Here is a 21,292-nt window from a genome sequence, read left to right on the forward strand (position 1 = left end):
TTGATGGCTGCGATGATCCCTGATTCTGCCGGTCTTCATATAGTTTGGTTTCCAAATGTTAGGATTACCCCCCAAAACCGATAGCTATGCAAACATACTCGCCCTTTAATAAACCAATTCGCGATTTAGAAAGTTCGGACTTGTTGAATCTCAAGCATACATCCGAGGGTTGGTACATAGAGTACAAGCGAGAAGCACCAACCTCGACAACTATTGCCAAGTCACTGTCCGCATTAGCAAATACATATGGTGGTTGGTTTTTTGTTGGTATCGACGAAGACTCTAAGGAAAATCCAGTTGCTGGAGCTTTTCCAGGAGTAGAAAGAAATGAAGTTGATGCTGTTCTACAACGCATGAGGAAGTCCGCAGCAGATCACATTAATCCAACCCCGTATTTTGAGACAAAGGTTCTGTGGGGGCCGGTCGAACAAATTGGATTAGAAAAGGACCGTTGCGTTATTTGCACGTGGGTGCCTCAAAGCGTCACTGCTCCGCATGTCCACAAAAGCGGGGTCATTTACAGGCGTGTTTCTGATGCTTCAGAACCAAAGCCCGAAAATGATAGGTTCGTATTAGATCAACTCTGGCGACGTGCTGACGACATTAAACAGCAGCACAAAAAATGGTATGACCGTGACCCTGAGTTCTCCGACTATGAAAAGTTGAAACCTTATGTTCGAGTCATGCTTGTAGCGGACCGATGGGCTGAGCAGGGTATATGGATAGATGCCAATGAGGACGAAATAAGATCCGTTTTAGCGACTCTCGACGGAGCAAGCACTATCCCGTTCGACACTGTTCATACCTCTGCTGAAGGGTTCATTGGACGACAACTCAATGGAAATGACCCGAATAATCTTTCTCTTACGTGGAGGCTAGGCCTTGACCTTGTAAGCGATATAATTATTCCTCTACCCCTTTATGAAGTCGACACAATACAAAGCTTGAAAATTGAATTGGATGGTTACGCTTACACCGACCGATTCATAGGCATCTTGAATAAATATGCTGCCAAAAAGTACCGGATTGTGGACCTTAACTACCTCTTTAATGTTTTGAGAGGAGTCGCCGAGATTCAGGAACGTCTTTGCAAAATAGCTAAATGGGCAGATGCCTATTACGTCAAAGTGAAAATTCTCAATGCTTGGAGGACAGTTCCGTTCTTGGATATTTTGCCTGTAGTTGAGCGCTTTGAAAAAAATGGCCCTCCGATGTGTCTTGATTCAGTTATATCTCTACCACAAGGTTCTCACCCTGAAAGTTATACTGAGGTGTCGAGATTCCCAGAAATCGATGTTGAAATGGATATTGATGAAAGTGAGGGAGCCAAAGCTAGGGTGTTGTTGCAAGCAATTGCAATGTTCTCAAATCTGGCATTGAGCTTCGGTATTCCCAGATGGATTCCGTGCGAAAACGATGCAAACTTATCACCATTTCATAAAGAGCTGGAGATGGCTGGACTGCGAGCCATTGAAGTACAGCGTCGTCGGAATGAGCGTGGTTCTAGCGCGGTAGGTCCGATTAGCGCAGCGTAATCGGACGCATGTTGAATTAAACCTTTAGGAGCATGAGTGCCGCTGATAAGGCAAACGATAATTGTATGCCCCCTTCATTCCTCCGAATACGCTTTGCTATTCGGAGCTTGTATTATCCAAGCGTGCTTTTCAAAGGATAATAAACCATGAAAACACACCTGAGGGGCACCTCAGGTTTGGGTCGCTGGATGCCGTATCGGAGCTTGGATTTCGAAATCCCCGGCGTAGATCTTTGCAGCAGCGACCCACTCTCGATCAACGATCGGACAGTCTCTTCGGCCCGGTTTCCGGCAGCCTGCATTCACAAGGTAGATCATTTGAGGTTTTCATGTCCCATTTTTATCTCGGTATCGATGTTGCTAAAGCCAAGTTGGATTGCGCATTGCGTCTGCACAGCGGCAAGTTTCGCGCCAAAGTCATTCCCAATACTCTCGACGGCTTCGCGACGTTGTTGACGTGGTTGGCCGCTCAAAAGGCCCAATCGCCTCATGTCTGCATGGAAGCGACCGGCATTTATTGGGAAGACGTTGCTCAGCATCTGGCAACCGCTGGTTTCACCGTGAGCGTCGTCAATCCAGCACAAATTAAGGCCTATGGCGCTTCACGGCTCACCCGCAGCAAAACCGATACGGTCGATGCTAAACTCATCGCCGATTTCTGCGCCGAGCGCCAACCGCCTGCTTGGCAGCCCCGTAGCGAGGCGGAAGTCACACTGCGCGCACTAGTATTACGGCTGGACGCCTTACAAACCATGCGCACCCAGGAAAACAACCGCTTGCTAGTGGCGCGCGAGGCCGTGCGTGAGGACATTCAACAGCATCTGAATTGGCTGGATACTGCGATCCAACAATTGATCGACGCCATCAACGATCACATTGATCGCCATCCCGATCTCAAGCAACAGCGCGAACTGCTCGATAGCATTCCCGGCATTGGCGAGCGCACCAGCGCCATCATCCTCGCGTTCTACGCCGATACCTCGCGCTTCGCCAATAGTCGGCAGGCCGCCGCTTTTGCTGGACTCGATCCCCGGCAATACGAATCGGGCAGCAGCCTCAAGGGCAAGCCCAGGCTCTCCAAAATAGGCCATGCCTTCCTGCGCAAAGCGCTCTATATGCCGGCCATGGTGACGCTTTATAAAACAGCCTGGGGTAAACAATTCCGTGGACGATTAGCCGGTGCCGGTAAACCCAATAAGCTGATTATCGGTGCCATGATGCGTAAATTGATTCATGTGGCATTCGGTGTCTTGAAATCCGCAAAACCCTTCGACTCGGCTATTCATCTGGCTTGACTTGGATAACAGTATCTACTCCAGTAAGGCTATATTTTTGCAAACTCAAAACTTGCAAATCGCGCGAGGGTTTTCTCCCGTATGCCGCGCCGAGCACCGGAGCTTTTGGCGAGAATTGCCCGAAGGGGTGCGGCAGGGATGCCGCACGTCGGCAGAGGGGCTGGGAAGCCCCTTCTGCCGACCCTCGATAAAAGCTTTGGATCGCAGGACAAATCGGCAGGATAGCCGATTTGCATGCATCGCACCCGAAGGGCGAGGCACTGGGATGTGCCGAGTGAGCTAAGCGGTATCCGGGTGGCCTTTCTTTTGGTGACTTTTCTTTGGCCAAACAAAGAAAAGTTACTCGGCCGTCGGGCCGAGACCCGACATTAAAACCAGCCGTCGCGCTAGCGACACCTATAACACTGACCGCATTGGCATCATCCCCGAAATCTCAAATCCCGCCCGCGGAACCGTCGCGCCGAAAAATTATTCTTATCCGTTGATAACCTAATCAGCTGGCAATCTTGAGCTTCGGCAAATTGGGAACGCAAACCCAGCCACGCTAAGGTCAAAAATCCCACGTCAAACAAGCCGCTAACCCTTCCGACCACCCACACAATTCCGCGAATTTGAATGACGGTAGCTATTTTGCGCTACAGATTACAAAAGTTCCGGGTAATTTGTTTCCATTAAGGAAACAAATCATGAATAAAATGCCTGATTGTAAATATTTTTGGCAGGTATATAGTGAAGTCGTACTTACAAAGCGACTAAACATAGTCAAGGTGGACCCCATGAATATTTCAAAAAACAAATATAGAGACGTGATGATTGGCTTGTTTTTTGTCACCGGCGTGCTCAGCTTCGTCTCCGGTCAATTTATCCTATCCACACTCTTATTTGGTTCCGCATCATTGGCCAGTAACTTGAATCAAGCAACACCGGCGCGGGTTTAAGAGTATAGGTCGACCGCTAGGCAACGTGTCGTGCAGACTTAAATGCGGGCATTGCTAATCATTGGCGGAACCTTATTGGAAGTTTTATAAACAAAGCCAAATGGCAGAAACATTAAAGATCCTTACTGTCATTCACTGCCAAGCATAAAGCCATAGGAGAAATACCATGAATTTACGTTACGCAAATATGAAAAGTGCGCTCGAATTTTTATACGCGCCTCCCGTCACCCTGGCGATTATCGAATCATGGAGCGATGACGAGTTTGATGATGTGTTGGACTGGATTGAACAAATGACTCGCCGCAATTGGCATCGAATACTTCAGCGACCAGAAGTGTTCGTGCAACAAAGGCCGGATGTTTTGAATGTATTGGATGTTGAAATGTAATGGAGAAATTCAAATACGGCGTTTTTCTGGGAGTTATTATTAACTCGCCCCCTAAATACCATTCGCCTTGAGTCTATCGAAGGGGGCGCCAGCCTGGGCTTCGACGGGCTCAGCTCGAACGGCGCCCGTGTCACATTATTCCGCTCTAACCAGGGGTTTAGCTTAGATTCTCCCTCGACTTGGCGCTGCGGCGATCTAGGACTAAAAGTCTTCACCTCGCTGTCGCTGTGTTTCCAAAATTGAATACGCCAATCATCATCAATGTACTGAATGGTTCGTGATGAATGGATGTCATTTAACAGGGCTCTAACGATCCAGTATGGTGTTGCCTAACCCAACAACATACTGGAGATGATAATGAACCGTGGAATCCTATTTTGCACCGCCATGGTGTTTACGGCCTTTGAGGCTTTGGCGGATGGCAACTCTCATTTTGATGTATTCGCCAACCTCGATAACGGGCCCGGCAATGTTACAGCGACTGCCAACGGCCGGATCATCATGAGCCAGCATCAGTTTTATCAACCGCAATACACGGTGGTGGAATACAAAGACCAGGCCTTGCTGCCTTTTCCGAATAAGGAAATGTCCGCGGCCGATTCAACCGCGCCGATCAAGCTCGACTCGGTGCTAGGTATCCGCTCCGATAGCAACGGTATCGTCTGGATGCTGGACAACGGCATGCGTAGCGGCGTGACGCCTAAACTAGTCGGCTGGAATACCAAAACCAACAAGCTCCAGCGGCTGATTTATTTACCTGCGCCGATCGCGCCCAAAGATGCGTTCGTCAATGACTTTGCGTTGGATGCCAACCACAATCATGCCTTCATCAGCGATCCGGCGGGCGGCGCGAATGCCGCATTGATCGTGGTCAACTTGTCTACCGGCGCGGCTCGGCGAGTGCTGGAAGGGCATGAAAGTGTGATACCGGAAAACGTCGATTTGGTCATCGACAATGTGCCGATTCAGGTGAAAACGCCGTCGGGCGAGTTAGTTAAGCCGCATATTGGCGTGAATCCCATCACCGAGGATTTGGCCAACGAATGGGTCTATTTCGGCCCGATGCACGGCCTCAGCCTTTACCGGATTAAAGCGGCGGATTTGATCAACGAGTCGTTAACGCCCGAAGAACTCGCGAAGCAGGTTGAACGTTACAGCGACAAGCCGATTTCGGACGGGATCAGCATTGACGAAAACAACAATATCTATCTGGGCGATCTGGCCAATAACGCGATTGGCGTGATAGCGCCTAACCGACAATACCGGCAATTGGCGCAATGTCCACGGCTGTCATGGGTCGACTCCTTTAGTTTTGGCGCTAATGGACAACTCTATGCTGTCGTTAATCGCCTGCATCGCTCCGCCACACTGAACGGCGGCGATAATCAATCCAAACCGCCTTACTTCCTGTTAAAGGTCAAAGCCTTGGCCGCAGGCCTGCCGGGACGTTAAAGCCGAATTTCGCTCTCGGCAATTTTCCGGCCTATGGTGTTGATTTGCTCGCGCAACCAACCGTGGGCCGGGTCTTTTTCCCATAAGGGATGCCAAATCATCGCCAAATCGTAGTCCGGCAAACTGACCGGCACCGGCAATACTTGCAGTGGCAGCAGTTTCTGGAATGCCACGGCCAGTCGGTAGGGCAAGGACAAAACCATATTGGTCTGAGCAACGATCAAGGGTGCCGACAAAAAATGCGGCACGATGAAATTAATCCGGCGCTCCAGGCCCAACTCGGTCAATTTCTCGTCTATCACCCCCAATTTATCGCCGGTTCTGGAGATCAACATGTGCGTCTCAGCTAAATATTTTTCCAAAGTCGGCGCGGCTTGAATGCTGGGATGATCCCGCCTGACCACGCAAGCCATGCGATCCATGAATAAGTGTTCGCAGTGCAAATGCGCGGGCGGATTCAGTACCGAGGCAAAGCCCAACACCACATCCAGACTGCCGTTTTCCAACTGCGCCAGCGGAAAAGCAGATTCCGTGCGTTTGACATGAATATCCACGCCCGGCGCCGTTTGCTCAATCGATTGCGACAATTCGGGCAAAATCAAAAACTCCATGTAATCGGTGGCGGCGATAGTGAAACGGCGCTGACTGGATGCCGGATCGAAGGCTTGCGGTGTCTCGAGTAGCCGTTCCATTTCCTGCAACAGACTGCGTACCGGCTCCACCAATGCTAGCGCCAGCGCGGTCGGCTGCATGCCGGCGGGGGATTTAACCAAGACCGGATCGTTCAGTTGTTGCCGCAAGCGGTGCAAGGTATGGCTCATTGCCGACTGGGTGACGAACATGCATTCCGCCGCTCGGGTGACATTGCGCTCCCGCATCAAAACATCGAAAGCAAGCAATAGGTTTAAGTCGAAGGTGCGTAGGTTAGCCATGTGGAATTTCCCCAAAGTAAATCACTGCCACTAAGTTAAGGTGGAACAGTCCCTTCTCCTTTATGCCCTGAGGGTATTTCGGGAGAAGGTTAGGATGAGGGGATCAAAAAGGGCTTTTGCTTTTTATTCTCCTCACCCCAACCCTCTCGGCAAATGCTCCTGCTTTGCTCTACCTCTGGCATCCATGCCATCGTCCATCAGGAGAGGGGGCTTTTTTTTTAACTTAATGGCAGCGTCCAAAAAACTGGCTGCATACTAAACAAAATCGCTGCTGGCCGGTATGAACAGTCTTGATGGTAGCGGATGAAATTTCACCATTTCACAGCCAGGCCGTTTCTCCCTACCTTATACCCCGAGCGCGTCGTCCAAGCCTACAAGGTTTAACTCCCCCCAAGGGTAGCTTTTCGGTTGGCGGCGCGCCCAAATACTCAATGGCAACAGCCATTCACTAAAACGCATTACGGGGGATTCTTACCATGTCTGCACAAATTCCAATTTCAACATTCAAACCTTATCGGGGCGAAAAAGCCCGCTTGGCCAGGGCTTACGATTATCTGATCCTGGTGCTGGCTCTATTTTTATTCATCGGATCGTTCCATCTGCATTTTGCCCTGACCGTCGGCGACTGGGACTTCTGGGTCGATTGGAAAGATCGACAGTGGTGGCCATTGGTCACGCCGCTGATCGGTATTACCTTTCCTGCTGCGGTACAGGCGGTGTTGTGGGATAAGTTCCGACTGCCTTTGGGTGCCACGCTCTGCGTCGCGGCCTTATTGCTCGGCACCTGGGTCACTCGAGTGTTTGCCTATCACTACTGGAACTTCTTTCCGATCAACATGGTGTTGCCGGCGACCATGGTGCCCGGTGCCTTGGTATTGGATACCTTGTTGATGCTCACCAACAGTCTGACCATCACCTCTATTTTCGGCGGTGCTGCGTTTGCTTTGTTGTTTTACCCCACCAACTGGCCGATCTTCGGCATGTTCCACCAAGCGGTCGAATACCACAACAGCCAACTGACGGTGGCTGATCTGTTCGGTTTTCAATATATCCGCACCGGCATGCCGGAATATTTGCGCATCATCGAGCGCGGCACCTTGCGCACCTACGGCCAGTACGCCACACCGCTGGCGGCATTTTGTTCGGCACTGTTATGTTCATTGATGTATCCGCTGTGGTGGTACATCGGTAAATGGTTCGCTGATACCCGTTATCTGAAAAAAATCTAAGGAGGAACGGTCATGAAATCATTTTTTAAACCTTGGTTGTTGGCATTGCTTTGCATCAACGTATTGTCGATATTTGCAGTACCCACCGCTCAGGCGCATGGCGAAAAAGCCCTTGAGCCGTTCATAAGGATGCGCACCATACAGTGGTACGACGTGCAATGGTCCACGCAAAAATTCAACGTTAACGACGAAGTCAGTGTCAGCGGCAAGTTTCATGTCGCCGAAGACTGGCCGATCAGTGTGCCGAAACCGGAAGCCAGCTTCTTGAATATCTCCACGCCGGGACCGGTGTTGATTCGCACCGAGCGTTACCTAAACGGTAAGCCCTGGACCAACTCGGTAGCTCTGGAGCCGGGCGGCGACTACGAGTTCAAGGTGGTCATGAAAGGCCGTTTGCCGGGTCATTATCACATCCATCCGTTTTTTAATTTAAAAGACGCCGGTCAGGTGATGGGGCCTGGGGTGTGGCTGGACATTGGCGGCGATCCCGCCGACTTCAGCAACACCATTCAAACCATTAACGGTGAAGTGATCGACATGGAGAGCTTCGGCTTTGCCAATGGCGTGTTTTGGCATCTGTTCTGGGGCGCATTGGCGGCTGCCTGGTTGTTGTGGTGGGTGCGCCGTCCCTTGTTCATCAGCCGCTACCGCATGTTGGATGCCGGTTTGGAACACGAACTGATCACAGATCAGGACAAAACCATCGCCAAAGCCGTGTTAGTGGGCGTGCCGGTATTGGTATTGGCGCTGAATGCCGTAACCGCCAACCAGTACCCGGACGCTATCCCGTTACAAGCGGGATTGGATAGGATTTTGCCTTTACCAGCGCAAGTCAATGCCGGAACGGTCAATGTCGACACGCTAAAAGCGGAATATAACGTGGCGCAACGCGCGATGCTGTTGCAGTTTAGTATCGACAATCGCAGCCAAGGCGCGGTCAGGATCGGCCAATTTTCCAGTTCCAACGTGCATTTCATGAACGCCGACTTAGCCAATGTAAACAGCAGGCCCGGTAAGGATGAGGTCAGTAACAATGGTCTGAGCCTGAGTGACAATACACCGATCGCCCCCGGCGAACAACGCACCGTCACCGTAGAAGTGCGCGATGCAGCCTGGGAATCGGAAAAGCTGGATGGGCTGATCAAAGACGCGGATAGCCGAGTAGGTGGTCTGCTGTTTCTTTACGACGACGTGATGGGAAAACGCTATATCTCCAGCATTTCCGCCGCCGTCATTCCCAAATTCAATTAATTCAGGAGCACACATCATGGCTACCACCACAGAACACGTGCGTTTAAGCAGCGAAACCCCCAAAACCTTGCCTTGGTATTTGCTTGACTTACCCAAATATCTAAAAGGCTTTGGCATATTGACCGTGATCTACGTCAGTTTACGGCTGTATCAGGGCGCTTTTGCCATAGCGCACGGTTTGGATTCCTCGGAACCGGCATTCGAACAGTATTGGATGCGGCTGTTTTATATCGAACTGGCAGTGATTGCCGCCGTCGCCAGCGGCTTTTGGGGTTACTTATGGACCACGCGCGACCGCAATCTGGACCAACTGGCACCCAAAGAAGAGATACGCCGCTATTTTACCTTGACCATGTGGATCAGCATTTACACCTTTGCCGTGTATTGGGCGGGCAGCTATTTTGCCGAGCAGGACAATTCCTGGCATCAGGTGGCGATTCGCGATACGCCGTTTACCGCTAACCATATCATCGAGTTCTATTTCAACTTCCCGCTGTACGTAATCCTGGGTGGCTGCGCCTGGCTGTACGCCAGAACCCGCTTGCCCTTGTATGCCAAAGGCATTTCCTTGCCATTGACCTTGGCGGTATTCGGACCGTTCATGATTCTGGTCAGCGTCGGCTTCAACGAATGGGGACATACCTTCTGGTTTAGAGAGGAATTCTTTGCCGCGCCGATTCATTGGGGTTTTGTGATCGGGGTTTGGTTTGCTTTGGGCGTCGGCGGCATCTTGTTGCAAGGCGTGACTCGGCTGATCGAGCTCATGGACAAAATCGAGGATGCTGAATAGGTCTGCTTGCTAACTGATGTTGCGCAGCCACGGTTTTTGGTCCCGTTATTCCGCCCCGAGCATCGCAGCTTTTGGCGGGACAAATCGGCAGGATTGCCGATTTGCATGCGCAGCACCCGAAGGGCGATGTACAGGGATGTACTGAGTGAGTAGCCCGGTAGGGGAGCGGCAAGGATGCCGCTCGTTTTCGGAGGGCTAGGGATAGCCCTTCCGAAAACCCTCGCCAAATACCCAAAGGGCACAAGAGCGAGAAGCGCAGGATTTAGGCGGAATCCGGGCGGCCTTTTCTTTGGATACTTTCTTTTGGCCGTGCAAAAGAAAGTATCTCGCTTGTCGGTGCGAGAACCGACTTCAACATAATCCAGTCGCGATAGCGACACTGATTCTGATGGCATCGGACAAATCATAAGGTTGCGTAACATCAGTTACTAATAAAGCATCAAGAAAATGTTTAAGTCATTAGTCGTAACGCCAAAGAATCACGCTTATTCAGTCCACTATGCCTGGGTCATACTCGCGGTCACGTTTCTGTGCTTGTTTGTGGCATCGGCACTGCGCTCCGTTCCAGGGATCATCATGATGTCCCTGGAACAGGAGTTTGCCTGGAACCGGGAATCCATTAGCGGCGCCATTTCGCTCAATCTGCTGCTGTTCGGCCTGGCCGGGCCATTTCTAGGGCGATTGATGGATGTCTACGGCGCAAAATGCATCAGCGTTATCACCTTGATTTTGTCGGTGGCAGGCGCCGGCGGCAGCGTTTTTATGCGGGAATCCTGGCAACTGTATTTGTTTTGGGGATTACTGATCGGCGCAGGTTCGGGGGGCACTTCGATGATTATGGGGTCGGCGTTAATCAATCGCTGGTTCCATAAACACCGGGGACTGGCATTAGGCATATTGGGCGCTGCTTTCTCCTCCGGTCAGTTAGTGTTCACCCCGCTGCTCATGCAGATCAATATGCATGAGGGTTGGCGCGCGGCGACGCTGTTTATCGCCGTAGGTCTGGGCCTGGTGGCTTTACCTTTGGTGCTGAAATTTTTAAGGGACGATCCCGTATCAAAAGGCTTGTTGCCTTATGGTGCTAATGGTGTTCATAGAACCGTAGTTAAGCCCGATCGTAACCCCATGCGCTCGGCCATGCGCAGTCCGCAGTTCTGGTTGTTAGCCTTGAGTTTTGGCATTTGCGGTTTAACCACCTCCGGCTTATTTCAGACTCATTTGATTCCACACGGCATCGAACACGGCTTTACCGAAATGACCATGGCCATGTCCTTAGGCGTCATGGGGGCGGCCGATGTGTTCGGCACCATTTTATCCGGTTGGTTATGTGACCGTTACGGCAAGCGCTGGCCATTGGCGTTTTATTACGTCGTCCGAGGCGTGACGCTGATAGCTCTGCCCAGCATCGATAGCTCCGGACAATTAATGCTGTTCTCGATTATTTACGGCATGAATTGGTTGTCCACCATTCCCGCCACCTCGGCATTGACCGCGGATTTATTCGGGAAACAAAACGTCGGTGTGGTATTCGGCTGGATCTGCTTCGCGCATCAAATCGGCGCGGCGATTGCCGCCTACAGTGCCGGGTACGTCCATAGTCTGATGGGTGATTACCACTTGGCTTTTGTGGCGTCCGGCCTGTTTGCTTTTGTCGCAACCGGTATCGTTCTTTTTATCAGAGAGCCGCAAACTGTTCGTTTTTAATTAATTTTGGAGGAATAACATGCCTTTAGTTCGAATATCGTTAATGAAGCAAGAAAATAAAGAGTTTGGGAGAAAGATTGGCCAAATCGTTCACCAAGAAATGGTGCACACAATCAGCGTACCCGAAAAAGATTGTTTTCAGGTTATTACCGAGCATGATAATAATTCTTTAATTTACGATTCCAATTATCTTGGTATACATCGAAGCGATGGCGTCATCTTTATCCAAATAACCTTGAATGAAGGCAGAGGTGTCGATTTAAAGAAATCACTTTATAAAAACATAGCCGATACCCTGCATAATCAGCTAGATATACGCAGAGAAGATGTCTTAATAAGTCTAGTTGAAGTCAAAAAGGAAAATTGGTCGTTTGGGAATGGCATTGCGCAGTATGCGTAATAAGCGGTCAATGCTTCTGCGTTTCATTAATCTGATTAAATGTTTTTAAAAATAGGGGGTTATTGTGTCCATCGATATGTATCAAGTATCAATAAAAGTTTTTATCAAAATGCTGGGCAATTTATCGAAAATACTAGATAAAGCCGCAATCCATGCCGAAGCGAAAAACATTGATCAATCGGTCTTTATAAATTACCGTTTGGCCCCCGATATGTTTCCGCTCAGCAAACAAGTGCAAATTGCAACGGATATGGTCAAAGGCTGCGCCGCCCGTCTGGCGGGATTAGAGATTCCATGCTATGAAGACAATGAAACCACATTTGCCGATTTGCAGGCTCGTATATCCAAAACCATCGCTTTTATCCAAGATATAACCCCGGCGCAAATAAATGGCACTGAGAACCTGGCTATTAGTTTCAAGATTGGCGGCACCGAGAAAAACTTTGTCGGTCTGCCATACTTGCTGGATTTTGTCCTACCTAATTTTTATTTCCACATCACGATGACCTACGCAATTCTTCGCCACAACGGGCTTGAATTGGGGAAATCGGACTTTTTGGGCGTGGATTAATTGCGCGTTTGAATTATTCATGTCTTTTGTTTTCCATGGGTAGAATGCGGCGTTTTGCCTATGGTAGCTCAGTTCCTTAGCCTGGAATAGGCAGAGTCTTGATCACGGCTTGGATCTCAAGTTATGGCTGATTCGTAGCAAGGCAATCCAGATGGGAATAAACTAGTTCTTTGGCGTTAGCTATATAATCTGAATTGCAACTCGTTTGAGAAAATAGTATTGAGCCATGCATTAACATGGCAATTTGTGATCCTAATTTTTTTGGCTGACTTACCCCGCATTGATTGGCGAGGTTTAGTATATGCCTCCAAAAATTATGAATTATCCTGATCGCCGCTTGATGCACAGGATCGTCCTTGATTGGAAATTCCGAAAGCGCATTCAAAAACGGACTGCCTTTGAACTCTCCTCTTTGAATTAAATCATTATAAACATCCAGCATCGCCAATAACTTATCTTTCGGATCAATCATTTCGGCGGCTATGTTTTCGTATTGGGACATGAATAATGCTTCCTGACGCAGAAGATAGGCAACGATTAAGTCGTTTTTCGATGCAAAATATTTATAAAGACTCATTTTAGACACTTCAGCTTCTTTCAAAATACCATCTATTCCGGTTGCGCGAATGCCGTGCTCATTAAAAAGATGAGTCGTAGCGGCTAAAATTTTATCCTGAGTTTTATTTGACATTTTTAATCAATATAAATCAAACGCTATATTATGGCGCCCAATAAAAATTCTGCATTCATCCTTTGTTCGCTGGAGTTTGAGTAAAAATCGTCATGAAACAACCGTGCATGCTAAATTTTTAAAAAGCGCCTGGTAATAAATCAATGAAGTTTAACAGGCTGGTGAAAAACTCGAAAAGCCAAGTAAGCTAAGGCATAGATGAGGGGCCAACTGTTAAAATAGGCTACCTAAATTTGGAGCCTTTCAATGCGCGGACACGATGCCATTCAAAACAGCTGGTTCAGCTATGTTAGCCTGGAAGACCGTATTCCCAAACAGCATCCGTTGCGTCGTTTACGGCTACTGGTTGATGGCGTATTGGCCTCTATGGATGCCGTCTTTGCCGAGCGTTACTCGCACACAGGCCGTCCCTCGATTGCCCCTGAAAAACTGCTGCGCGCCTTGCTGTTACAAGTCCTGTATACGGTCCGTAGCGAGCGTCAGTTGATGGAACAACTGGACTACAACCTGTTGTTTCGCTGGTTTGTCGGTCTGGGCATCGACGACGCCGTGTGGGAACGCACAGTGTTCAGTGCCAACCGCGAACGTCTGTTGTCTGAAGCCCTGAGTCGCGAATTTTTTGAGCGGGTACTGGCCATAGCCGAATGGCAAAATCTGGTGTCCGACGAACACTTCAGCGTCGACGGTAGCCTCATTGAAGCCTGGGCTTCGCACAAAAGCTTCGTCATTTATGCCCTTTGGGTAAGAAAGACGGCAGCGGCCCGGACAAACCCGCCGGCCGCAATCCCGAGGTCGACTTCAGCGGCGAAAAGCGCAGCAACGCCACCCACCAAAGTACGACCGATCCCGAAGCCCGGCTTTACAAGAAAGGCGAATACACCGAGGCCAAACTGCGTTACATCACCCATGCCTTGTCCGAGAATCGCAACGGCCTGATTGTCGATGTCGAAACCACACAAGCCACCGGCACCGCCGAAATCGAAGCCGCGCAAAAAATGATCAAACGCCGCGTGCCCCAAGGTGGCAGCGTCGGTGCCGACAAAGGCTATGACCAACCGGCGTTCGTCAACGGACTCGAGTCCCGTGATATCAAAGCCCATGTGGCCCGCAAAAAGATTGGCAGTGCCGTCGACGGCCGCACCGCGCGCGGCAAAGGTTACGCCCAAAGTCTCAAGCGCCGCAAAATCGTCGAAGAAGCCTTTGGCTGGGTCAAAACGGTCGGCGGCCTGCGCAAAACCCGTCACATCGGCTTAGCCAAAGTCGCGGGTCAGGCCTTGTTTTGCTTTGCCGCCTACAACCTGACGCGCATGCTCAACCTATTGGTGTTCACGCCGAAACCGGCGTGGAGTGCACCCGCCTAGGGTGAAGTTCGCCTGAAAACCGTCCACAGACGGCTTCAGGCGAATCAAAAGCCCTTCAAACAGGGGCAAAACGCTTGAAACTCGATGTCATGACCGATTTCAACTCGAAAAAATCACGAACATCGTGGGTAAGGGGAAATATCGGCGGGTTTTTCACCAGCCTGTTAATGGCGATATAGAAACTCGCCGCTAGGCGCGGATTGTTTGGTAATCCGCGCGACTAACGACTCGTTGCTCAGCCTACCTGTATTTGTGCAGAATGTCTGTCATACGCCAACCAGCCCTGTGCCTTTCCAGATGCGATTTATAGTGGTCTGTGGCGTTATCAAAAAACGGCTCGCGTTATTTACATGGAAAACAATCAGGATGGCGTAGCTAGACGTGGCGCGGACTGGCCGGTTTGCGTCGCCGCGAAGAGTTCGGAGCGTTGAGCGTCGAATCGGTCCCAGTGCCCGGCGTCAGCCAGGGAGGGCCAGGTGACCGACTCGCCTTGGTCGAAACCAGCCAACGCGGCATCGACAAGATGCTCGGTAGTCATCACCGCTTCTTCCGGAAACGCGGTCAGTGGCATCCCGGCGGTATCCCAAAGTTCGGTGTCTGTGGCGGCAGGCAACACCACTTGCACCCTAATCCCAGTATTTGCCAGTTCTTGCTGTAGCCCGCGACTGAAATTGAGCACGAACGCTTTCGTGCCGCTGTATACCGAGCTCACCGGAAACGCATGCACAGCCAATACCGAGGCGATGTTGATAATGACACCGTCGTTGCGTGCCTTGAACCCAGGTAACACGGCATGCGTCAATCGCGTCAGCGCTGTGATATTCAATGCGATCTGCGCCAAGGAGTCTTTCACCGGCGCTTCAGTCACAGGACTCAATCTGGCAATGCCGGCATTGTTGACCAATAGACTGATAGCGGGATTGGCAGCGAGAACGGCTTCAAGACCCGCGAGATCTGTTTCGTTCTCAAGATCGGCCACCCGCGTTTCGGCCTTGATGCCGTAAGCCTGCTCTAGTTTGGCGGCGAGGTTCTGCAAGCGGTCGCCGCGCCGGGCGACCAGCAACAGGTCGTATCCGCGTTGAGCTAGACGATCTGCGTAAACTGATCCTATGCCGGAAGAAGCACCTGTCACAACAGCGATTTTTTTAGATGAAGTCATGGTTTTTTACCTTTGGAAGTGTTTGAAAAATGTGGAGCTTGGGTTGCCTTCTGTTCACAGCATCTTGACGACGACTTTCCCCCTCGAACGCCCCTGAGCGAGGTAGGCAAGCGCATTTTTTGCTTCCTCGAACGGAAACACCGTGTCGATCACAGGCTTGATACGCTCGGCTTCGAGGAGTTTGCCGATGTCGCCGAGTTGATCGCCATCGGGACGCACGAACAGAAATGAGTAAGTAACTGCCCGTTTTCTGGCAAGACGCATGATCTTGCGGCTCATCAGCCCGAATACGAACCGGAGGAAGAAATTCAAGCGCTTGGCATCCGCGAACGCCGCATCCAACGGCCCGATCAGCGAGACGATCTTGCCTCCCGGCTTGAGGATGCCGACGGTTCTCTCGAGTTCGGCCCCCTTGAGCGTGCCAAGCACCACGTCGTAGCCGCCCAGCACTTTCTCGAAATCTTGCTTCTTGTAGTCGACGACTTCATCGGCTCCCAGGCTGCGCACCAGTTCAACGTTGCCGGTGCTGGTGGTGGTTGCCACCGTGGCGCCAAGGTGCTTTGCCAGTTGGATCGCAAAGGTGCCAATGCCGCCTGAGCCAGCCGGGATGAAAATCTTCTGGCCGGCGCGAAGATTGGCGCGTTCCTTCAGCGCTTGCCAGGAGGTAAGCCCGACCATCGGCATCGAGGCAGCCTGCACGAAATCCAGATTGGCCGGCTTCAGCGCGGCGGCGCTCTCCGGCACCACCGCGAATTCGGCAAGCGACCCCGTGCCAAGATCGAAGATACTGGCGAAGACCGCATCGCCGGGCTTGAAGCGAGTCACGTTGCTGCCGACCTCAGTCACCACACCCGCCAGATCGCTGCCCAGCGTGGCCGGAAACTGGAAATGCAAGACGGGCTTGAACATCCCGGTTGGAATCATATTGTCGATCGGGTTCAGGCCCGCGGCGTGGACTTTTACCAGCAGTTCGTCCGCCTTCAGTGTGGGACGAGAAATGTCGGAAAAACCGATCTCGGGCGACTTGCTATAGCGTTTGAAGGTTAGGGCTTTCATGGTTAATGTGCTATTCACAAAAAATTCCTTGTTGCTAAGTTCAGACTAAATCGGTGTTGAAATGCGACTTTGTTTTCATAACGCTGGACGACGAACGCCTTCATGACATTTGTGGTTTTTTTATTGCGTCGAGCCGCAGATCTTTTCGAAGCCCTGCGTCCAATACGCGAGCAGGCGCAAATCTGCGTAGCAAGCTCAAGCGCTTAGCGAGACCGCCGGCGGTATATCGGAGCTTCGGACGAGCCGCTCTGGCTGCTTTAAGCACAACATCAGCCACCACTTCCGGCTCGTCGGCAATAGCCATCACTTCCTCCAGCACCTTATCCAAGACCACGCGGGTTTCGTGATACTCCTCAAGCTGCGAATCGGGCGCCAGCAGGTTCGTGTCGAACTTCGTTTTTGTGTATGCGGGCTCGATGACGGAGACCCGGATGCCTCTGGTACGCAACTCGTGGTCTAGCGATTCCGAATAGCCTTCGATCGCGTGCTTGCTCGCGGCATAAATGGCCATATACGGCATCGGCAATACGCCAAGTACCGAGCCGATGTTGATGATGCGACCGCTGCCTTGGCGCCGCATATGGGGTGTAACGGCGCGAGTCATGCGGACGATGCCGAAGAAGTTCGTATCGAAAACCGACTGGGACTGTTCGATGGAACTTTCTTCCGCTCCAGCAGGCGCAACCCCGAAGCCTGCGTTGTTCACCAGCAGGTCAATGCGTCCTTCCCGTTGCATCACCTCGCTAACGGCGGCTTCGACGGAGACATCGCTAGTCACGTCCAGAGGCAGCATCTGAAAGGGATGTCGATTCGTTTGGACGGCCCGTCTGCTGGTCCCGTAGACCTTGTAGCCAGCCGCCGTCAGCCGCAGAGCGGTTGCTTCGCCGATGCCCGAGGATGCGCCCGTGACCAACGCGACACTAATATTTTGCTTAATACTCATAACTCAAATCTCCTTGCGGGGTGGATTGTCTATCATCTAAGTGTTACTATCATTTCGGTAGTTATGTTACTACCAATTTGAAAGCAAGTCACTACCAAAATTGTATGAACGATAAAAATATTTGTGATGATCCTTGTCCAATCGCGCGCTGCCTGGCTTTTCTGGGAGACGCATGGAGTCTTTTGATCCTGCGGGACGCCCATTTCGGCCTTACCCGCTTTGACCAGTTTCGGAAAAACCTTGGCATCGGACCCGCGATCCTGACCCGAAGATTGGCGGCTCTGACAGCGGAAGGATTGTTGGAAAAAAGGCTTTATTCGGAGCGCCCGCCGCGCGAGGAATACGTGTTGACTGCCGCCGGCCGCGATTTTCTGCCGGTGCTGTTCACGATGGGTGCCTGGGGACGTCAATATCGTGGCGAGGGCCAACTGGTGCGCATCTTGGATGCAGAAACGGGGGCGGAAATCAGACCGGTGCTTGTGGATGAGGTCACCGGGATAAAGATCGGGAATCGGCCGATACGCATTGTCGAGCCGGATGGCGACTAGGGGGTGTTGCCGCTTTGGCCTGCGCTTTTATTTGGTTGCCCAGTTAAAACGGCAACAGCCCTAATCAAACAAAGGGGTTTATGCAAAAAATCCGCTGCCGGAAATTGCGTATATTTCAGCCATTCGCCGCAATGGCTGAGCGTCAGCAAGCTTGTCGGGTAGATGCCGCTAACGCTTCCAGCAAGGTGAAATTGCAATGTGTTGCCAGACAATCAGCCAGACGCTCGATGCCGGCTTCGCGCACTGCGTTGAAATCCAGGGCTTGCGCTTGCCGATAGCCTGCCCAATGCAACAGCGCATCGCAGGCGGCGGGCAAATCGAATAAACCGTGCAGATAACTGCCCGCTACCTGCCCGTCTGCCGAAACGGCGCCATCGTGACCATCCGCTAGCGAAAATAAGGGTTTTGCCAGCGCCGGACCACTACTGACACCCATATGAATCTCGTAGCCCGCCACCTGTGTCGCTTGCCCATAAAACGTGCCGGAAGTTTGTTTCAAGCATTTTTCCGCTTGCAAAACCGTCTGCATATCCAACAAATCCAGACCGGCAGCACTACCGGCCGGACCTTCAAGTCCGAGTGGGTCGTCTATGCTTTTGCCCAGCATCTGAAAGCCGCCGCAAATCCCCAGCAGTTTGCCGCCGTAACGCAAATGGCGAGCAATAAATTTGTCCCAGCCTTGCTCTCTAAGACGCGCTAAATCGCTACGCACCGATTTACTGCCGGGCAGCACAATCAGGTCTGCGCCGGCTACCTGATCCGGACTTTTCGCAAAGCTGACCTGAACGCCGGGGTGCAATTGCAATGGATCGAAGTCGGTATGATTGCTGAAGCTGGGCAAATGCGGCACGACGATATGAAACGCGCCGGTTTGGCCTTGTTGGGCATGCCGAGTGGATAAAGCATCTTCGGCTTCCAGATAAAGATCTTGCAGATACGGTAGCACGGCCAGCACCGGCTTGCCGGTACGCTGTTCCAGCCAATCCAAGCCGGGTTTTAACAACGCAATATCGCCCCGGAAACGGTTGATGACAAAACCGATCACGCGCTGTTGTTCGCTTGCTGATAGCAATTCCAGTGTGCCGACCAAGTGGGCAAACACGCCGCCACGGTCAATATCGGCGATCAGAATCACCGGACAATCCACTGCTTCGGCAAAGCCCATGTTGGCGATGTCGCCGGCGCGCAAATTGATTTCGGCCGGACTGCCGGCACCCTCGACGATCAGCATCTGGTACTGAGCGCCCAAGCGTTGCCATGATTCCAGAACCGCTTGCTTGGCGACTTTTTTATAATCGTGGTATTGGCTGGCCGATTGGTTTTGCAGGACTTTGCCGTGAATAATCACTTGCGCGGTGGTATCGGTATTGGGCTTGAGCAGCACTGGATTCATATCGCTGTGCGGCGGCAAACCGCAGGCCGCGGCTTGCGCGGCTTGGGCGCGGCCGATCTCGCCGCCGTCTATGGTTACCGCGCTATTCAATGCCATGTTTTGCGGTTTGAATGGCGCGACGGCGATGCCTTGACGCCGGTAATAACGGCACAAGGCCGTCACCAAGGTACTTTTGCCGGCATCGGAGGTGGTGCCTTGCACCATCAGGGCCTGGAAAGGCGGTTTAGGATGCATCGGGCCAGCCGTTTTCATAGACAAACGCCGATAAAGGTTGCGGCGTTGCCCAGTTTTCCAGTTCCAACATGGGTTTGGAATAAAACTCGGCGACATTGCCCAGACAAAGCACCGCAATCGGCCGGCTGCCGGTAGGCATTTTCAATAGTTGCGCCAATGCGCCCGGATCGAATAGCGATACCCAGCCCAGTCCCAGGCCTTCGGCGCGGGCCGCCAGCCACAGGTTTTGAATCGCGCAGGCCGCCGAGGCCAGATCCATTTCCGGCAGGGTCCGGCGGCCGAAAATGTGTTGCTCGCGTCGATCAGGTAAAGCGACGATCAGCAATTCGCCGCAATCGAGTATGCCTTCCACTTTAAGCTTCATGAATTCGTCGTGCCGTTCGGCGAGGGCTTCGGCGGTAAGTTTGCGTTCCTGTTCGACCAGCGCGTAAATATCGTTACGTATGCGGCGATCAGTAATGCGGATAAAGCGCCAAGGCTGCATTAAGCCGACGCTACCGGCCTGGTGCGCGGCTTGTAACAGACGAGCCAAGACTTCGGCATCGACCGGATCGGAAAGAAAATGCCGCATATCGCGGCGTTCGGCGATGGCACGATAGACGCCGGCGAGTTGTTGGTCAGGGAAGCGGTGCGCGGCAGAGGCGTCTTGCGGTGCAGATTTGTGCTCGGGAGTTGCCGGCGAACGCGGCGATTGCTGTGTCATTGCAGCATGGCAACCATTAGCACGGCGGCTTCCGTTAGCTCGACCGCCGCACCGTAAACGTCGCCGGTTACCCCGCCCAAGCGCGAGACCGCGGTTTGCCGTACCCAAAATAGTACACCACCGGCGAACAGTACAGCCGGTAAACCTAAAAACACCGCGGCAGTCAGGACGCTAATCACCAACACCGCTTGGATATGCGCTCTTGGCAATTGTTGCAATAGTGCCTCGGCCAGGCCTTTTGGGCGAATATAGTCAGTTGTCAGCATCAAACCCAGAATTGCGGTTCGGCCTAAAACCGGGGCCAGCAGCAAGGGGGCGAGGCGAGTTTGCTCGAACATGGCGGTCAGTGCAGCAAACTTCAGGACTAAAACCAGCACCAGCAAACTAACCGCAATCGGCCCGGAGGCCGGGTCTTTCATGATTTGCAGGCTACGCTGTTTGTCGCCGTAGCCGCCGACCCAAGCATCGGCGCAATCGGCCAAACCGTCCAAATGCAGGCCGCCGGTCAGTAATACCCAGCCGGTCAAGACGATAGCCGCCAACAGCATGGGCGCACTGCCGGCAAACAGTATCGGCGGCAGGCTTAGGAGAACACCCAGTAGCAGGCCGACCGCTGGATAGTACAAAACCGAACGCCCCAGCAAGGGAGCGCCAGCCGCGTCACGACAGCTAACAGGTATGCGGGTCAGGAATTGCAAGGCAAGCAGAAAAGCATCCACG

At 52.0% G+C, this 21,292-nt stretch carries 20 protein-coding genes and 1 pseudogene; 13 read left to right on the forward strand and 8 right to left on the reverse strand.

Annotation, left to right across the window (positions count from 1 at the left end):
* Positions 1-86 precede the first annotated feature (86 nt).
* From ACMXD4_RS00565 to ACMXD4_RS00585, 5 genes are all read left to right on the forward strand, one after another.
* A complete protein-coding gene (locus tag ACMXD4_RS00565; RefSeq protein WP_415879551.1) occupies positions 87-1,535 on the forward strand; it encodes a helix-turn-helix domain-containing protein in 1,449 nt (482 codons plus the stop codon).
* Between the two features lie 328 nt (positions 1,536-1,863).
* Positions 1,864-2,829 (forward strand): IS110 family transposase, encoded by a 966-nt coding sequence (locus ACMXD4_RS00570; RefSeq protein ID WP_415878142.1) that lies wholly within the window; start codon positions 1,864-1,866, stop codon positions 2,827-2,829.
* Between the two features lie 686 nt (positions 2,830-3,515).
* Entirely contained in the window at positions 3,516-3,767 is a 252-nt protein-coding gene (locus ACMXD4_RS00575; protein WP_415879552.1) for a hypothetical protein, read from the forward strand.
* 166 nt (positions 3,768-3,933) lie between these two features.
* Positions 3,934-4,155 (forward strand): hypothetical protein, encoded by a 222-nt coding sequence (locus tag ACMXD4_RS00580; RefSeq protein WP_033157545.1) that lies wholly within the window; start codon positions 3,934-3,936, stop codon positions 4,153-4,155.
* Between the two features lie 357 nt (positions 4,156-4,512).
* Complete coding sequence (locus ACMXD4_RS00585; RefSeq protein WP_415879553.1) at positions 4,513-5,607, forward strand: L-dopachrome tautomerase-related protein; 1,095 nt, start codon at positions 4,513-4,515, stop codon at positions 5,605-5,607.
* On the opposite strand, the gene ACMXD4_RS00590 is transcribed toward ACMXD4_RS00585, so the two are convergent.
* Positions 5,604-6,539, reverse strand: a complete 936-nt coding sequence (locus ACMXD4_RS00590) for a LysR family transcriptional regulator (protein WP_415879554.1) — start codon at positions 6,537-6,539, stop codon at positions 5,604-5,606. The two genes, ACMXD4_RS00585 and ACMXD4_RS00590, sit on opposite strands and share 4 nt — an antisense overlap.
* A gap of 476 nt (positions 6,540-7,015) precedes the next feature.
* On the opposite strand from ACMXD4_RS00590, the gene amoA reads away from it, so the two are divergent.
* From amoA to ACMXD4_RS00620, 6 genes are all read left to right on the forward strand, one after another.
* Positions 7,016-7,768: a bacterial ammonia monooxygenase, subunit AmoA gene (amoA, locus tag ACMXD4_RS00595; protein WP_415879555.1), complete on the forward strand. Its 753-nt coding sequence runs from the start codon at positions 7,016-7,018 to the stop codon at positions 7,766-7,768.
* A 12-nt stretch (positions 7,769-7,780) separates the two neighbouring features.
* Positions 7,781-9,019, forward strand: a complete 1,239-nt coding sequence (amoB, locus tag ACMXD4_RS00600) for a bacterial ammonia monooxygenase, subunit AmoB (protein ID WP_415879556.1) — start codon at positions 7,781-7,783, stop codon at positions 9,017-9,019.
* Positions 9,020-9,035: 16 nt separating this feature from the next.
* Entirely contained in the window at positions 9,036-9,809 is a 774-nt protein-coding gene (amoC, locus tag ACMXD4_RS00605; RefSeq protein WP_415879557.1) for a bacterial ammonia monooxygenase, subunit AmoC, read from the forward strand.
* A gap of 447 nt (positions 9,810-10,256) precedes the next feature.
* Positions 10,257-11,513 (forward strand): MFS transporter, encoded by a 1,257-nt coding sequence (locus ACMXD4_RS00610; protein WP_415879558.1) that lies wholly within the window; start codon positions 10,257-10,259, stop codon positions 11,511-11,513.
* A 19-nt stretch (positions 11,514-11,532) separates the two neighbouring features.
* A complete protein-coding gene (locus tag ACMXD4_RS00615) occupies positions 11,533-11,913 on the forward strand; it encodes a tautomerase family protein (protein ID WP_415879559.1) in 381 nt (126 codons plus the stop codon).
* Between the two features lie 64 nt (positions 11,914-11,977).
* Entirely contained in the window at positions 11,978-12,484 is a 507-nt protein-coding gene (locus tag ACMXD4_RS00620) for a DUF1993 domain-containing protein (RefSeq protein ID WP_415879560.1), read from the forward strand.
* Between the two features lie 121 nt (positions 12,485-12,605).
* Here ACMXD4_RS00620 and ACMXD4_RS00625 read toward each other — a convergent pair whose 3' ends face one another.
* Positions 12,606-13,175 carry a TetR/AcrR family transcriptional regulator gene (locus ACMXD4_RS00625; protein ID WP_415879561.1) on the reverse strand — a complete coding sequence of 190 codons (570 nt, stop codon included), beginning with the start codon at positions 13,173-13,175 and terminating at the stop codon, positions 12,606-12,608.
* A 246-nt stretch (positions 13,176-13,421) separates the two neighbouring features.
* Between ACMXD4_RS00625 and ACMXD4_RS00630 the strand changes: the two are divergent.
* A pseudogene (locus ACMXD4_RS00630) lies at positions 13,422-14,536 on the forward strand (IS5 family transposase).
* A 361-nt stretch (positions 14,537-14,897) separates the two neighbouring features.
* On the opposite strand, the gene ACMXD4_RS00635 reads toward ACMXD4_RS00630, so the two are convergent.
* From ACMXD4_RS00635 to ACMXD4_RS00645, 3 genes are all read right to left on the reverse strand, one after another.
* The gene (locus ACMXD4_RS00635; RefSeq protein ID WP_415879562.1) at positions 14,898-15,695 is read right to left on the reverse strand and encodes an SDR family NAD(P)-dependent oxidoreductase; all 798 of its coding nucleotides are present in this window, start codon (positions 15,693-15,695) and stop codon (positions 14,898-14,900) included.
* Between the two features lie 54 nt (positions 15,696-15,749).
* Positions 15,750-16,769, reverse strand: a complete 1,020-nt coding sequence (locus tag ACMXD4_RS00640) for an NADP-dependent oxidoreductase (RefSeq protein WP_415879563.1) — start codon at positions 16,767-16,769, stop codon at positions 15,750-15,752.
* 82 nt (positions 16,770-16,851) lie between these two features.
* Positions 16,852-17,694, reverse strand: coding sequence for an oxidoreductase (locus tag ACMXD4_RS00645; RefSeq protein ID WP_415879564.1), 843 nt, complete (start codon positions 17,692-17,694; stop codon positions 16,852-16,854).
* A 104-nt stretch (positions 17,695-17,798) separates the two neighbouring features.
* On the opposite strand from ACMXD4_RS00645, the gene ACMXD4_RS00650 reads away from it, so the two are divergent.
* Positions 17,799-18,242, forward strand: coding sequence for a winged helix-turn-helix transcriptional regulator (locus ACMXD4_RS00650; RefSeq protein ID WP_415879565.1), 444 nt, complete (start codon positions 17,799-17,801; stop codon positions 18,240-18,242).
* Between the two features lie 142 nt (positions 18,243-18,384).
* Here ACMXD4_RS00650 and ACMXD4_RS00655 read toward each other — a convergent pair whose 3' ends face one another.
* From ACMXD4_RS00655 to ACMXD4_RS00665, 3 genes are read right to left on the reverse strand one after another with little or no spacing between them, the layout of a single operon-like run.
* Positions 18,385-19,887, reverse strand: coding sequence for a cobyric acid synthase (locus ACMXD4_RS00655; RefSeq protein WP_171696963.1), 1,503 nt, complete (start codon positions 19,885-19,887; stop codon positions 18,385-18,387).
* Positions 19,859-20,572: a 5,6-dimethylbenzimidazole synthase gene (gene bluB / locus ACMXD4_RS00660; RefSeq protein WP_171696962.1), complete on the reverse strand. Its 714-nt coding sequence runs from the start codon at positions 20,570-20,572 to the stop codon at positions 19,859-19,861. The genes ACMXD4_RS00655 and bluB overlap by 29 nt, the downstream gene beginning before the upstream one ends.
* Positions 20,569-21,291: an adenosylcobinamide-GDP ribazoletransferase gene (locus tag ACMXD4_RS00665; protein ID WP_171696961.1), complete on the reverse strand. Its 723-nt coding sequence runs from the start codon at positions 21,289-21,291 to the stop codon at positions 20,569-20,571. Before ACMXD4_RS00665 ends, bluB begins: the two co-directional genes overlap by 4 nt.
* Between the last annotated feature and the right edge of the window lies 1 nt (position 21,292).

The sequence above is a fragment of the Methylomonas sp. TEB genome (assembly GCF_047777895.1).
In the GTDB taxonomy this organism is placed as follows: domain Bacteria; phylum Pseudomonadota; class Gammaproteobacteria; order Methylococcales; family Methylomonadaceae; genus Methylomonas.